Source organism: Alteraurantiacibacter buctensis, from assembly GCF_009827655.1.
Classification (GTDB): Bacteria; Pseudomonadota; Alphaproteobacteria; order Sphingomonadales; family Sphingomonadaceae; genus Alteraurantiacibacter; species Alteraurantiacibacter buctensis.
This window is the reverse complement of the sequence record NZ_WTYV01000005.1, coordinates 152,857-166,454: the sequence shown is the minus strand read 5'-3', so window position 1 is coordinate 166,454 and position 13,598 is coordinate 152,857. Positions and strand designations below refer to the sequence as shown.

The window sequence follows — 13,598 nt, the reverse complement described above, 5'->3', positions numbered from 1 at the left end:
TTTCCCGAACGCCGTGCGATCGACGTGGCGGGCGAACGGGGGTGGGAGTGCCGCAAGCAGACGCAGGACAGGGCGAGGCCGCACCGCCAGCGGCCTATCCGCCCGAGCGCGAGGGTTGGTACGCCGTAGGCGTTCTGGCGCTGACCACCACTTTTGCCATGCTGGACCAGGGCATCCTCAACCTGCTGATCCAGGATATCATCGTCGATTTCCAGCTTACCGACACCCAGGCCAGCCTGCTGCTGGGGCCGGCCTTTGCCGTGGCCTACCTGATCTTCGGCGTGCCGCTGTCCCCGCTGATCGACCGCTGGGTGAGGAAGCGCATGATCGCGGTCGCCATCATCGTATGGAGCCTGGCCACCGCCGCCTGCGGCCTGGCCAGCAGCTTTGCCCAGTTGTTCGCCGCGCGCATGGCTGTGGGAGCGGGGGAAGCCATCAACAGCCCGGCATCCTACTCGCTGGTATCGGACTTCTTCCCGCGCGAACGGCTGCCGCGCGCGATCTACACCCTGCAACTGGGATCGGTGGCGGGCAACGGCCTCTCGCTGCTGCTGGGCGGGGTTATCATCTACGTGATCGGGTTCGTCGGTTCGCCCACCCTGCCGCTGGTGGGTGAACTGCGGCCTTGGCAGGCCGTGCTGCTTGCTGTGGGCCTGCCCGGCCTGCTGATCGCAGCCCTGCTGCTGACCATCCGCGAGCCGCTGCGCAAGCCGCCCAGCACGCCGGTTTCCCCGGTCCCGTTCTGGGGGGCGCTGCAGTTCATGGGCCGGCACGCGGCGATTTACGGCCCACTGTTCCTGGCGCTGACGCTGGGCGCGCTCGACAACGGCAGCCGGGCCTGGGGCGCAGCCTTCTTCCAGCGCACCCACGGCTGGTCGCCAGCCACCTATGGCATGGTTGCCGGGATCGCGGCCATTGCGATCATGCTGCTGGGCCTGTGGCTGGGCGCGCGCTGGGTGGAGCGGATGCAGGCCCGCGGCCTGGTGGACGCGCCATACCGCGTGGTGGTCTATACTCGCGCTCTGAACATTCCCTTTGCCGTGGCCATGCCGCTGATGCCCACGCCCGAACTGGCGATGGCCTGCAACGCGGTTGCCTACCTGGTGCTGGGGCTGAGCGGACCGATGCTCAACGCGGTCATGCTGATCATCACCCCGGCGCAGGTGCGCGGGCAGGTGATGGCGCTGTACCTGTTCATCTTCACCGTGGTGGGGCAGGGCCTCTCGCCCGTGGTGACGGGCCTGACCACCGATTTCGTCTCGGGCGACCTGGGGCTGTCGATCATGCTGCTGCATGCGGTTTTCCTGCCGCTGGCGCTGCTGGTTACGCTGCTGGGCTGGCGGCCCTACCGGCGCGAGGTGGAACGCCAGGTCGCGGCCGGTTTTTGACAGGGGCAAGAGGGATGGCCAAAGAGAGTGAGACGGGGAATCGCAGGGAAGGGCGCGCCATGACCGAAGCAGAGGCAGAAGCGCGCAGGGCACGCGAGGAAGGGGGCGCCATGGCCAACCTGAGGCGCAACCCGGCCAGTCCTCTGGGCGGGCTGGTGTCGATGCGCATGGTCATCCTCAACACCCTGATGCGACGCAGCATGATCATTGCCCAGCGCCGCCTGTTCGGCCTATCGGAGATCGAATGGCGCATAATGACGCAGGTGAGCGAGGGCGTGTCGCTCTCTCTCAACAACCTCGCCGACGTGCTGGTGCAGGACCGGGGGCAGTTGAGCCGCGCGGTCAAGGCCATGGTGGAGCGCGGCCTGCTCACCCGCACCCGCAAGCCCGGCGGGCCGGAGATCGAGATCGGCCTGGCCCCCGAGGGACTTGAGCTGCGCGCCCGCATGACCACGCGGGCCAAGGAACGTGATGCCTTCCTCACGGCGGGCATCCCTGAAGAGGATCTGGCCGTGGTGCGCCGGGTGATCGAAACGATGATCGGCCGGGCAGAAGAGCTGCTGGACCAGGCGATGGCCCTGCCGGATGGCAGTGCCGCCGAGGGCCGGGACTGATAGTGCAAGCGGGGATAGCGAGATGACCATGACGCGAATGGATGCAACCAGGTACAGCACCGGGGCAATCTGGCTCCACTGGCTGATTGCCTTTGCCCTGGCGGCAGAACTGGCGCTGGGCTTCGGGATGCCGAAGGATGCCAGCGGCTTTACCCTCTACCAATTGCACAAGAGCCTGGGGATCACCATCCTGCTGCTCACCCTGGTGCGGATCGGCTGGCGCTTTGCCCGGCCTGCGCCGGAAACGCTGGTAGGCGGGTTCCAGGGCCTGCTGGTCAAGGCGGGCCACCTGGGACTCTACGCCTTCATGCTGGCCGCGCCGCTGACCGGCTGGGCGGTGGTCTCGACCGCGCCGATCGACGTGCCGACCCTGTTGTGGGGCGTGGTCCCCTGGCCGCACCTGCCGCTGGCAGATGGCCTCAACCACACGCTGGAGGAAGCGCACGAGCTGATCGCCTTTGCCGGCATGGCGCTGTTCGTGGGCCACGTGCTGGCGGCGCTCTATCACCACTTCCTGTTGAAGGACGCCACGATGGCGCGCATGTCGCCCAAGGGTGCGGCGGGCCTGGGCCTGGCCATGCTGGCGGGCGTGCTGGTGCTGCATTTCGGCCTGGTGGCCGCACTGCCGGGACATGAGGAAGGCGAAGCCGAGGAAGCCGCCGAAGACGCGGCTCCCGCTCCCGCAGCATCTGCCAGCGCCATGGCAGAAGACCCGCTGGCCGAGGAAAGCCCCGCACCCGAGGCCAGCGCCTCTGCCGCTGCCGAGGACGAAGCTGCCGGCCCGCCGCCAAGCTGGGCCATCCAGCCCGGCGGTACGCTGCGCTTCACCGCCGACAATGGCGGCACCGCGATCAGCGGCTCCTTCAGCCGCTGGCAGGGCACCATCGCCATGGATCCGGAGAATCCAGCCGGCGCTGACATTGCCATCCGCATCGACCTGGCCAGCGCCAGCATCGGCGATGCCACGCAGGACGAGATGCTGCAGGGCGGCGATTTCTTCAACACCGGGGCCAACCCCACGGCCACCTTCCGCTCCACCAGCGTGGAGAAGACCGGGTCCAATTCCTATCGCGCGCGCGGCACGCTGTCGTTGCGCGGGGCCAGCCGACCGCAGACCATCACCTTCACGCTGGGCGGCAGCGGCGCACGGCGGCAGGTGAGCGGCAGCGCCACGGTGGACCGTAACGCCTTTGGCGTGGGCACCGGAGAAAGCGCGGCGGGCATTGCGCCCAATGTGCGGGTGGAATTCAGCTTCGGCGCCACGTCGCAATGACGGGCGCGGGGCGTTGGGGGTGATGGGAAGGGGTAAGTCCACTGGTCGGGACGACAGGATTCGAACCTGCGACCCCCACACCCCCAGTGTGATGCGCTACCAGGCTGCGCTACGTCCCGAGGCCAGTGGAAGCGCGCCTATAGGCAGGACATGCGGGCATGGCAAGCGGCCAGTAGCGCCTTGTTCCACCCCTTGCGCGGTCCCCGCTTGATTGCCCTGCCGGTTTATTGCTGCTAGGCGCACCGCGCATCCCGCAATGGGGGTTGAATGCGTGGCCTGAGCGGCCATTTACGCCTTCGACAACCCGTGGGGAGCGGGATTTAACCATGATGGGCCAGAACTATGCTTGATTACCTCGCCGCCGCCGGCGCTTCCGGAACGGAGTCCCTGCTCGGCTTCGTGCCGATCATCGGCATGATCGCGATTTTCTGGTTCCTGATCATCCGCCCGCAGATGCGCCAGCAGAAGCAGCACCGCGAAAAGGTGGCATCCGTGAAGCCGCGGGATCAGGTTGTCACCACCAGCGGCATCGTGGGCAAGGTCACCAAGGTCGATGACGATTACATCGAAGTGGAAATTGCCAAGGGCGTGGTGGTCAAGGTCGTCAAGTCGATGATCGGTGATGTGACCAGCCCCACCGCCAAACCCGCCAACGACTGATCACGCGAAGGCGGTTTTCCCGATGCTCGATTTCCCCCGCTGGAAACGCTTCTTCCTTTGGGCCGTGACGGCGCTGTGCATTGTTGCCGCGATCCCGTCTCTGCTTTCGTTCACCACCATCCGCTGGCCCGATGGCGTCTACAAGCCGATGGTCAACCTGGGGCTGGACCTTGCGGGCGGCAGCCACATCCTGCTGGAGGCCGACCAGCGCCAGCTTGCGGTGCAGCGGCTGGAGAACATCGAGGAAGGCGTGCGGCAGGCGTTTGATGCCGCCAATCCGGAAATTGGCTATTCCGAAGTCTCCACCGCCAACAACCGTCTCACCATCACGCTGGAGAACCCCTCGCAGGTGGATGCCGCGCGCGAGGCGATCCTGCCGCTGGTCAACGGTACCGGCCTGACGCGGGAATGGGACCTCGACGTGCTCGATGGCGGCCAGCGCATGGTGCTGACCCCCACCAGCAGCGGCTTCCAGAACGCGGTCACCACCGCAATGGACAGCGCCACCGACGTTGTCCGCCGCCGCATCGACGCGCTGGGCACGCGCGAGCCGACCATCATCCGCCAGGGCGATGACCGGATCGTGGTGCAGGTGCCCGGCCTGCAGGATCCCGATGCCCTGAAGGAACTGCTGGGCCAGACCGCCCGGCTGGAGTTCAAGCTGTTGGATGACAGCCCCGATGCCGCTGCCCTGGTGCAGCAGGGCATTGCCCCGGCGGGCAGCCAGATCGTCCCCGGTGCGCGCGGCTCGGACTATGACGGTGCCGTGATTGCAGTACGCCGCCTGGGCGGTGTGCGCGGCGACTCGCTGACGGCCGCCGTTGCCACACGCGACCCCACTAACAACGAACCTGCCGTGTCGATTACCTTCGATTCCGCCGGGGCCGAACGCTTTGCGCGGCTTACCCGCGAGAACGTGGGTAAGCAGTTCGCCATCATCCTCGATGGCGAGGTGATCTCTGCCCCGGTGATCCGCGAGCCGATCCTGGGCGGCACCTCGCAGATTTCGGGCGGTTTCACCGTCGCCCAGTCCACCCAGCTGGCCATTGCGCTCGGCTCCGGCGCGCTGCCGGTGGAGCTGACCGTGGTGGAAGAGCGCACCGTGGGGCCTGACCTGGGCGCTGAATCGATCGAGGCCGGCGGCATCGCCATGGGCGTTGGCACGCTCGTGCTGATCGCCTTCATGCTGCTGACCTATGGCCGCTTCGGCATCTACACCAATGCCGCGCTGATCCTGAACGCGCTGATGATCCTGGGGATCATGGCGGTGATGGGGGCCACGCTGACCCTGCCGGGCATCGCCGGTTTCGTGCTGACGATCGGCGCGGCGGTGGACGCCAACGTGCTGATCAACGAGCGCATCCGGGAAGAGCGGGCACGCGGGCGCCGCGTGGTGCAGGCGGTTGAGGCAGGCTACCGCGAAGCGAGCCGCGCCATTTTCGATGCCAACATCACCAACGTGATCGCCGCGCTGCTGATGTTCTTCATCGGCTCCGGCCCGGTCAAGGGCTTCGCCGTCGTGCTGATCATCGGCATCGGCACCTCGGTCTTCACCGCCGTCTGGCTCACCCGCATGTGGGTCGCCATGTGGCTGCGCAGGGCGCGGCCGGCCGACATCGTGTTGTAAGGGACGCAGCGACAATGAAACTTCTCAAGCTGGTACCCGACAACACCAACATCCGCTTCCTGCGGTGGCGGGTGCCGTTCTATGTCGTCAGCCTGCTGCTGATGGCCGCATCAGTGGGCTTGGTGATGACCAAGGGCCTGAACTTGGGCGTGGACTTCGTGGGCGGGCAGATGATCCGCGCCACCTTCACCCAGAGCGCCACGGCGCCGGTGGAGGAGCTGCGCGAAAGCGTGGGCAGCCTGGGCTATGGTGAGCCGATCATCCAGCAGTTCGGCGCGGACAACGAGATTTCCATCCGCATGCGCCTGCCCGAAGGGGCGGACGAGGATCCGGGCTTGGCCGACCAGATGGCCCGCACCATCACCGACCGGATCGAGGCGGACCATCCCGATGTCCGCATCGATGGCGTGGATTCGGTATCCGGCAAAGTCTCTGGCGAGCTGTTCCAGGATGGCATGATGGCCCTCGGTCTGGCGATGCTGGCGATCTCGGTCTACATCTGGATCAGGTTCGAATGGCAGTTCGGCGTGGGCGCGCTGTTCGCGCTGCTGCATGACGTGACGCTGACGCTGGGCATGTTCGCGCTGACCCAGATGGAGTTCGACCTCAACATCGTAGCCGCCATCCTGACGCTGATCGGCTACTCGCTGAACGATACCATCGTGGTCTACGACCGCATCCGCGAGAACCTGAAGAAGTATCGCAAGATGCCGATTGCCGAGCTGCTCGACCTGTCGGTGAACGAAACGCTGAGCCGCACCGTCGTCACCTCGCTGTCGGTGCTGATCACTCTGCTTGCCCTGCTGCTGCTGGGCCCGCCGGTGATCTTCGGGTTTACCGCCGCAATCACGCTGGGCATCTTCGTGGGTACCTACAGCTCGGTCTACATGTCCGCGCCGATCCTGATCTGGCTGGGGGTAAGCGGCAACAGCTTCGTCCCCACCGAGACTGCGGTGGACGTGCAGGAACGCAAGGCCCGCGGCGAGGCGTAAGCCTCAGGTTTCGATGAAACCGGAGTAGAGCTCAGCCAGCCGGGCCGCGTTGGCTTCCCAGCTGAACGCGGCAGCGGCGCGGGCTACCGCGTCGCGCGGTGGCGGACTGGCCAGCAGGTCAGCCACGGCTGCGGCGATTGCGGCCGCATCGCGCGCCACGATCCGGCCTGCATCGGCATCCCGCACCAGCTCGCGCGCGCCTCCGGCATCGGTAATGACCAACGGGGCGCCGCAGGCGAGCGCCTCCACCCAGGCATTGGCCAGTCCCTCGCTGGCAGAAGGCAGGACCATCGCCGTGCTGGCTGACAGAACCAGCGGCAGGTCCGCATGGTCGAGCGAACCAAGGAAGTGCACCCGCCCGGCCACGCCCAGCCGGTCTGCCAGGGCGCGCAGCGTGGGCTCGTCCGGGCCCTTGCCGACCAGCGCCAGGCGCGCATCAGGCAGACCTGCCAGCGCCTCGATCACGTAGCTTTGCCCCTTGCGCGGGATCAGCGCGCCAACCGTGGCGAGCAGAGTGCCATCAGGCGGCACGCCCAGCCGCGTGGCGAGCGCGGCGCGACTTTCCTCGCGCGGTAGCGGGCGGAACAGCGCGTGATCGAGCCCGGTGTAGTGCACGGCGATCTTTTCACGCGGCAGCCCGATGGCGGCCATATCGTCCGCCAGCGCCTCGCTTACCGCCAGCAGGCCCGCCGCCTGTTCAGCCGCGGCTCGCATCATGCGGTTGGCATAGGGCTTGTGGCCCCACAGCGAGATATCCGCCCCGCGCGCCTTGATTGCCAGCGGCAGGCCCAGATCGCGCGCCACGGCGGCAGCGGCGGGGCCATCAGGATAGAAGAACTGCGCGTCCACCAGGTCGAACGGCTGCCCAGCGTGCAAACGCCGGGCCAGCGGCAGCACCGCGCGGCAGATCATGCGCGGGTTGAACGGCCCGCCCACCGCCGGGATGAGGGTGAAGCGCGGCCGCAGCACCTGCACGCCGCCTTCCATCCCGTTCACCGCCGCGCGCGCCACGGCAGCATAGCGGCCGGGTGCGAAGGGCGGGGTGCCCACCGGGTTGATTACCGTTACCTCCCAGTCCCCGCGCGCGGCCAGCGCCTCCATCTGCCGCGCCACGAAAGTGCCGAAGCGCGGGGCATGGGCGTTGGGATAGAGCGTGGCGATGGACAGCAGGCGCTTCATGGCATTGGCGATCCGGCCTAGAGCTTGCGCACCAGCATCTCTGCCACCGCCAGCCAGGAAGGCCGGTCGATCACGATCTGCCGCTGGCCCATGCCCGGGGGCAGCAGGCCGACCATCGTTCCTTGGCGGTCGATCAGGCGACCAAAGGCGAAGCGGCCACCGCTGCGCGGGGCCAGCACGTCGCGGTTGATGATCGATGCCGTCTGCTCCAACCCCACCTGGCGCATCCATAGCTGGTCACCGGCGCGATATTCGCCCTGCGGTGTCTCGATCACCAGGCAGACCAGCGGGCCGGTGTCCTTCTGCCCCTCGGTCAACTGCGTAGGCAGGATTGCATCGCGCGGGCGGGTGAGGGGTTCGGCACCCTGATCGGTGAGGCGCGCAATCACCTGGGGCACGGCCTCGTCCTCGCCCTTTACCAGCAGTTCCGGATCCACCCCAAGCGCGGTGCCGATGCGGTTCATCCATACGAGCGACAGGTTGCGCATGCCCGTTTCCAGCCGCCCGATGGTCTGCGCCGTGGTTGGCGGAGAGCAGGCGGCTGCCACTTCGGCCAGGGTCATGTTCTTCTGCTTACGGATATCGCGGATACGGTTGATCACGGTGCGGCTCCAGATAACCAGATTGGTTTTTTCTTTCCTACACAATGTTCCATGTGTCAACCGCGCCGCTTCACGCAGCAAAGGGGAGAATCGCCGCCATGAAGCAGCACCTGGTCGAACGGACGCTGACGCCCGAAGGTCCCCGCAGCAGGGGCGGGGCGCCGCGCCGGGGCCGCAGCGTCACGGTCAACATTGCCGAGAGTCCGCTCAGCTGGCTGCACGCCCACGGCCACATCGATGACCGGCTGCACGCCGCCGGCGAACTGCTGCGGCGGGACTACGAGCGGGCGCAACTGGGGCCCAACGTCACCATGAGGTGGGACCCGGTGCGGGTGCGCGGCGGCGAGCAGGGCCTGAATGCAACCGAACGCTGCCTGGCCGCGCGCGACCGGTTCCACGGCGCGCTGGACCGGGCTGGCAGCGGCCTGCAGGACATCCTCTGGCGGGTGGTCTGCGCGGGCGAAAGCCTGCCCACGGCGGAAAAGGGCCTGCAATGGCCCGCGCGCAGCGGCAAGCTGGTGCTGAAGCTGGCGCTGGACCGGGTGGCGGACTTCTACCGCATCGCCTGAACCAAGCCGCCGGTCGGGCGGGCAACCCCCTTGGTCGAAGGCACAAGGGAAATCCGGTTGCCCGCGCCGCACAATTCGGGGAATGACTGGTTCCGCACGCAACCATCTGCGTAAGGGACCGACCATGTATCTTGCCCCGATCGATCGCCGCGCCTTCATGGCCGGCACCAGCGCCGCCGCCTTGGGTGCGGCCTTCACGTCTGTCCCCGTATTGGCCCAGACTGCCGGAGATGCAGCAGTGGCGACCGAGATGGAGCAGGTGTTCAACTGGCAGATGCAGTTGAGCCCGCTGTCGATGACCTCGCTTGGCATCGACACCGGCCCCTTTGCCGACAAGCGCAGCCAACTCGACCAGACCGGCCCTGCGGTGGAGGAAGCCTCTGCCCGGCTGGCGCGCCAGTCGCTCGCCCGGCTGGCGGCCATTGACGAGGCCGGCCTCAGCGAGACCTGGCGCCTGCGCCGCGCGGTGACGCAATACATGCTGGACCAGTCGCTGGTGTCCGAACCGTTGCGGGTGCAACACGTGGGTGCGCCCTACCGCCTCAGCCAGCAGGGTGGGGCCTATTTCTCGATTCCCGATTTCCTCAACTCGCAGCACCCGGTGGATACGGCTGCCGATGCCGATGCCTATCTGGCGCGGCTGGCGGCTTTTCCCTTCCTGATCGATGACGAGAGCACCGCCCAGGCGGCCGATGCGGCGCGCGGTGTGGCGGCACCGGGCTGGTCGCTGGACCTGGTGGACGCGCAGATCGGGGCCCTGCTGGCTCCGGCACCCGGGGAGAGTGGCATGGTCACCTCGCTGGCCACCCGCGCGGGCGAGAAGGGCCTGGCGGGCGACTGGGCGGGCCGGGCGGAGCGGATCGTGCGCGATGGTGTCTATCCCGCACTGGAGCGGCAGCGGGCGCTGGTGCGCCGCATGCGCCGCACCACGCGAGCAGGTGACGGCGTGTGGCGCATTCCGCACGGGGACGAGATCTACGCCAAGGCGCTGGCCTACTACACCACCACCAGTATGAGCCCTGACGAAGTGCACCGCACCGGCCTGGCGCAGGTGGCGGAAATCAGCGCAGAGCTGGACACGATCCTGAAGGGTGCCGGCCTGACCCGGGGCAGCGTGGGCGAGCGGCTGAACGCACTCAACACGCGGCCAGACCAGCTTTACCCGAATACCGACGCAGGCCGCGCAGAACTGCTGGAAAGCCTCAACACCGGCATGGCCCGCATCACCGCGCTGCTGCCGCAGGCTTTCGACAGCCTGCCCACCCAGCCGTTGGAAATCCGCCGTGTGCCGGTGGACATCCAGGACGGCGCGCCAAACGGCTATTACAGCACCGCCACCCTCGATGGTTCGCGACCGGCGATCTACTGGATCAACCTGAAGAGCACGGGTGACTGGCCGAAGTATACCCTGCCGTCGCTGACCTATCACGAAGGCAATCCCGGCCATCACCTGCATCTGTCGCTGCTGCAGGAACAAGCGGACTTGCCGCTGCTGCTGAAGAACTACTGGCTGAGCGCCTATGGCGAGGGCTGGGCGCTCTATGCCGAGCAGGTGGCCGAGGAACTGGGGGCCTACAGCGGGCTGGAGAAGGCCGGCGCGCTGCAAAGCTGGCTGTTCCGCGCCGCGCGGCTTGTGGTCGATACCGGGGTCCACCACCAGCGCTGGAGCCGCGAGCGCGCGACGCAGTATTTCGTGGATACCGTGGCCTTCACCCGCGAGCGCAGCCAGCGCGAAATCGAGCGCTATTGCGTCTCGCCCGGGCAGGCGTGCAGCTACAAGGTGGGCCAGAACGTGTGGGTAGCGCTACGCGAGCGGGCCGAACGCGAGCTGGGTGACCGGTTCCGCCTGGGCGCTTTCCACGAGCTCATCAAGCTGGGCGTGATGCCGCTCGACATGCTGGGCGAGCAGGTGGATACGTGGATTGCGCGGGAAAAGGGGCGATAAGGCCCACCTCCGCTCGCAATGACGAGAGAGGACTTTAGCCCTCCACCAGCTCCGCCAGTTCCAGCCAGCGCAGTTCTGCCGCGTCCTTCTCCTCGCGCGCCAGTTCCAGCGATTTCATGATGCGGGCGAACTTGTCCGGATCGCGGGTGTACAGGTCGGGGTCGGCCAGCGCCGCCTCGCCGCGGGCGATCAGGCTTTCCAGTTCCTCGATCCGCGCAGGCAGCAGTTCGTAATCGCGCTGGTCCTTGTACGACAGCTTCTTGCTGGGCGGGGGCAGGGGAGCGGCTTGCGCGGCCTTGTCGGCAGCGGGGGCCGAAGCCGCCCTGGCCTTGCTGGCCCGCTCCTTGCGCTGCTTCTCCCAGTCCTCGTAGCCACCGGCGACGATATCCACGGTCCCGCTGCCGTCCAGGCCTAGGGTGATGGTAACCGTGCGATCCAGGAAGTCGCGGTCGTGGCTGACGATCAGTACCGTGCCTTCGTAATCGGCGATCACTTCCTGCAGCAGGTCGAGAGTTTCGAGGTCGAGATCGTTGGTCGGCTCGTCCAGCACCAGCAGGTTCGATGTGCGGGCAAATTCGCGCGCCAGCAGCAGGCGGCTGCGCTCGCCGCCGCTGAAGGTGCCGACCTTGGCATCGACCACCGAGGGATCGAACAGGAAGTCCTTCAGGTAGCCCTGCACGTGCTTGCGCACGCCGCGCACGTCGATCCAGTCGCCGCCCTCGGCCAGCACCTGGCGCACGGTCTTCTGCGGGTCCATCAGCTTGCGTTGTTGGTCGATGGTCACGCCGCTGAGGGTGCGGGCGTGGGTTACCGTGCCGCTATCGGGAGCCAGTTCGCCGGTGAGAAGCTTCAGCAGCGTGGTCTTGCCCGCGCCGTTGCCGCCCACCAGGCCGATCCGGTCGCCGCGCTGGATGCGCAGCGAGAATGGCTTGATGATCGTGCGGTCACCGAAGGACTTGGTGATGCTGTCGGCCACGATCACCGACTTGCTCTTGAAGTCGTCATCGCTCGACAGAGTCAGCTTGGCTGCACCTGCCGGGTTGATCATGGCCGCACGGACCGCGCGCATCTGGTGCAGCTTGTCCAGCCGGCCCATGTTGCGCTTGCGGCGAGCGGTGACGCCACGGGCCAGCCAGTGGGCCTCCAGCTTCAGCTTCGCGTCCAGCTTCTCGGCGGCGCGGGCTTCCTCGGCATAGACCTGTTCTTCCCACGCCTCGTAACCGCCGAAGCCCACGTCCTTGCGGCGCAGGTTGCCCCGGTCGAGCCACAGGGTGGCGTTGGTCAGCCGCTTCAGGAACGTGCGGTCATGGCTGATGACCATGAAAGCGCCCTTGAAGCGGCTCAGCCAGCCTTCCAGCCAGTCGATCGCCGCCAGGTCCAGGTGGTTGGTCGGCTCGTCCAGCAGCAACAGGTCAGGGTCCAGCGCCAGCGCGCGGGCAAGCGCGGCCCGGCGCCGCTCACCGCCTGAAGCACCCGCCGCGCCGGTGGCCATGTCGATGCCGAGTTGCCCGGCAATCGCCTCCACCTCGTGCCGCTGCGGAGCGTCGGTGCCGGCCAGGGCAAAGTCCATCAGCGTGGCGCAGCCGGCAAAGTCCGGGTCTTGTTCCAGCAGCACCACGTTCAACCCCGGCTTGACCTTCCTCAACCCCCGGTCGGCCTCGATCTGGCCGGCGACCAGGCGCAGCAACGTGGTCTTGCCTGCGCCGTTGCGGCCAATCAGCGCCAGCCGGTCGCGCGGGCCGATGTGCAGGTCAAGCCCGGCACCGCCGCCCAGCACTTGCGGGGGAGCGCCGAACAGCCAGCCGCTGCCCTGCTGCAGGCCAAGGCCTTCCCAGGAAAGGATGGGGGGTTCTGCCATATCGAGCGCGCACCTAGTGGCAGCAAACCTTGCTGGCAAGGAACCGGATGGTTCAGCGGCGCGTAATTGCGGCAACGGCACACGTGCCATCCCATACCAGGAGCATTCCATCGATGACCCGTACCACTTTGCCCGTCCTTGCCGCCGCCTCGTTCGCCGCGATGGTGCCCGCTGCCGCCTCTGCCGCCGAAGTGCAGATCCAGGCCAGCGGCCCGGTGGTCGAACTGACGGTAAGCGAAAGCATCCCGGGCGATCCGGATGTGGCCTCGCTCGACGCGGGCGTGACCACGGTTGCCCCCACCGCCGTGGCGGCGATGCAGCAGAACGCCACGCAGATGACCGCGGTGATCGACCGGATTCGCGCGCTGGGCGTGCGGCGCGAGGATATCGGCACCACCGGCATCAACCTGCAGGCCGAATACCAGTGGGACGAGCCGAGCCGGATGCAGCGCTTCCAGGGCTATCGCGTGATGAACCGCGTAACCGTGAAGCTGCGCGATATTGGCCGCACCGGCGAGGTGCTGGACGCGCTGGTTGCTGCCGGGGCGACCGACCTTGGCGGCGTGGGCTTCAGCGTTGACGATCCCAGCCAGGCACAAAGCCGGGCCCGCACCCAGGCCATGCGTACCGCCGAACAGCGTGCCACCGATTATGCTCGCATGGCCGGCTATTCCGGCGTGCGCCTGCTAGAGGTGAGCGAAGGCCAGCCGCAGTTCTACGGCCCCATGCCGGTGGCAGCGGTAACGCGCGACGCGGCGCAGGCTGCCACGCCTGTGGTGCCTGGCCAGGTCCAGTCCGGCGTGACCATCACGGTCAAGTACGAGATGACCCGTTAAGCTTGCTGCCTAGCTGTCTGAACGGCGAACCGGGCATTCACACCTTGTTCAATGC

Annotated in this window: 12 protein-coding genes and 1 tRNA gene; 9 read left to right on the top strand and 4 right to left on the bottom strand. The window is 67.3% G+C overall.

The genetic code is table 11. The annotated features are described in order from the left end of the window. The first annotated feature begins 47 nt into the window (after positions 1–47). The 3 genes from GRI99_RS12940 to GRI99_RS12930 are packed head-to-tail and all read left to right on the top strand — an operon-like array spanning position 48 to position 3,275. Positions 48–1,388 carry an MFS transporter gene (locus GRI99_RS12940; RefSeq protein ID WP_160772468.1) on the top strand — a complete coding sequence of 447 codons (1,341 nt, stop codon included), beginning with the start codon at positions 48–50 and terminating at the stop codon, positions 1,386–1,388. Positions 1,389–1,447: 59 nt separating this feature from the next. Beyond that, entirely contained in the window at positions 1,448–2,002 is a 555-nt protein-coding gene (locus tag GRI99_RS12935) for a MarR family winged helix-turn-helix transcriptional regulator (RefSeq protein WP_160772467.1), read from the top strand. Between the two features lie 22 nt (positions 2,003–2,024). Further along, entirely contained in the window at positions 2,025–3,275 is a 1,251-nt protein-coding gene (locus GRI99_RS12930) for a YceI family protein (protein ID WP_237438334.1), read from the top strand. Between the two features lie 42 nt (positions 3,276–3,317). On the opposite strand, the gene GRI99_RS12925 is transcribed toward GRI99_RS12930, so the two are convergent. Continuing rightward, positions 3,318–3,394: transfer RNA gene (locus tag GRI99_RS12925), tRNA-Pro, on the bottom strand. A gap of 223 nt (positions 3,395–3,617) precedes the next feature. Between GRI99_RS12925 and yajC the strand changes: the two genes are divergently transcribed. The 3 genes from yajC to secF are packed head-to-tail and all read left to right on the top strand — an operon-like array spanning position 3,618 to position 6,554. After that, on the top strand, positions 3,618–3,935 hold the full coding sequence (gene yajC, locus GRI99_RS12920; protein ID WP_160772466.1) for a preprotein translocase subunit YajC: 318 nt from the start codon (positions 3,618–3,620) through the stop codon (positions 3,933–3,935). A 22-nt stretch (positions 3,936–3,957) separates the two neighbouring features. After that, positions 3,958–5,562: a protein translocase subunit SecD gene (secD, locus tag GRI99_RS12915; protein WP_160772465.1), complete on the top strand. Its 1,605-nt coding sequence runs from the start codon at positions 3,958–3,960 to the stop codon at positions 5,560–5,562. 14 nt (positions 5,563–5,576) lie between these two features. Beyond that, on the top strand, positions 5,577–6,554 hold the full coding sequence (gene secF, locus GRI99_RS12910; RefSeq protein ID WP_160772464.1) for a protein translocase subunit SecF: 978 nt from the start codon (positions 5,577–5,579) through the stop codon (positions 6,552–6,554). 3 nt (positions 6,555–6,557) lie between these two features. Here the strand turns inward: secF and GRI99_RS12905 are convergent, their stop codons facing one another. Further along, positions 6,558–7,733 carry a glycosyltransferase gene (locus tag GRI99_RS12905; protein ID WP_160772463.1) on the bottom strand — a complete coding sequence of 392 codons (1,176 nt, stop codon included), beginning with the start codon at positions 7,731–7,733 and terminating at the stop codon, positions 6,558–6,560. 17 nt (positions 7,734–7,750) lie between these two features. Next, positions 7,751–8,335, bottom strand: a complete 585-nt coding sequence (locus tag GRI99_RS12900) for a helix-turn-helix domain-containing protein (RefSeq protein WP_160772462.1) — start codon at positions 8,333–8,335, stop codon at positions 7,751–7,753. A gap of 98 nt (positions 8,336–8,433) precedes the next feature. Between GRI99_RS12900 and GRI99_RS12895 the strand changes: the two genes are divergently transcribed. Further along, a complete protein-coding gene (locus GRI99_RS12895) occupies positions 8,434–8,904 on the top strand; it encodes a DUF6456 domain-containing protein (RefSeq protein WP_160772461.1) in 471 nt (156 codons plus the stop codon). Between the two features lie 124 nt (positions 8,905–9,028). After that, positions 9,029–10,849, top strand: a complete 1,821-nt coding sequence (locus GRI99_RS12890; RefSeq protein WP_202393088.1) for a DUF885 domain-containing protein — start codon at positions 9,029–9,031, stop codon at positions 10,847–10,849. A 34-nt stretch (positions 10,850–10,883) separates the two neighbouring features. Here GRI99_RS12890 and GRI99_RS12885 read toward each other — a convergent pair whose 3' ends face one another. Beyond that, a complete protein-coding gene (locus GRI99_RS12885) occupies positions 10,884–12,707 on the bottom strand; it encodes an ABC-F family ATP-binding cassette domain-containing protein (RefSeq protein WP_160772460.1) in 1,824 nt (607 codons plus the stop codon). A gap of 113 nt (positions 12,708–12,820) precedes the next feature. On the opposite strand from GRI99_RS12885, the gene GRI99_RS12880 reads away from it, so the two are divergent. Further along, positions 12,821–13,543 carry an SIMPL domain-containing protein gene (locus tag GRI99_RS12880; protein WP_160772459.1) on the top strand — a complete coding sequence of 241 codons (723 nt, stop codon included), beginning with the start codon at positions 12,821–12,823 and terminating at the stop codon, positions 13,541–13,543. Positions 13,544–13,598: the final 55 nt, after the last annotated feature.

Excerpts from the sequence above, each read along its gene's own strand:
- GRI99_RS12935 (WP_160772467.1), top strand. The coding sequence starts at position 1,448 with ATGACCGAAGCAGAGGCAGAAGCGCGCAGGGCACGCGAGGAAGGGGGC.
- GRI99_RS12930 (WP_237438334.1), top strand. The coding sequence starts at position 2,025 with ATGACCATGACGCGAATGGATGCAACCAGGTACAGCACCGGGGCAATC.
- yajC (WP_160772466.1), top strand. The coding sequence starts at position 3,618 with ATGCTTGATTACCTCGCCGCCGCCGGCGCTTCCGGAACGGAGTCCCTG.
- secD (WP_160772465.1), top strand. The coding sequence starts at position 3,958 with ATGCTCGATTTCCCCCGCTGGAAACGCTTCTTCCTTTGGGCCGTGACG.
- secF (WP_160772464.1), top strand. The coding sequence starts at position 5,577 with ATGAAACTTCTCAAGCTGGTACCCGACAACACCAACATCCGCTTCCTG.
- GRI99_RS12905 (WP_160772463.1), bottom strand. The coding sequence starts at position 7,733 with ATGAAGCGCCTGCTGTCCATCGCCACGCTCTATCCCAACGCCCATGCC.
- GRI99_RS12895 (WP_160772461.1), top strand. The coding sequence starts at position 8,434 with ATGAAGCAGCACCTGGTCGAACGGACGCTGACGCCCGAAGGTCCCCGC.
- GRI99_RS12890 (WP_202393088.1), top strand. The coding sequence starts at position 9,029 with ATGTATCTTGCCCCGATCGATCGCCGCGCCTTCATGGCCGGCACCAGC.
- GRI99_RS12885 (WP_160772460.1), bottom strand. The coding sequence starts at position 12,707 with ATGGCAGAACCCCCCATCCTTTCCTGGGAAGGCCTTGGCCTGCAGCAG.
- GRI99_RS12880 (WP_160772459.1), top strand. The coding sequence starts at position 12,821 with ATGACCCGTACCACTTTGCCCGTCCTTGCCGCCGCCTCGTTCGCCGCG.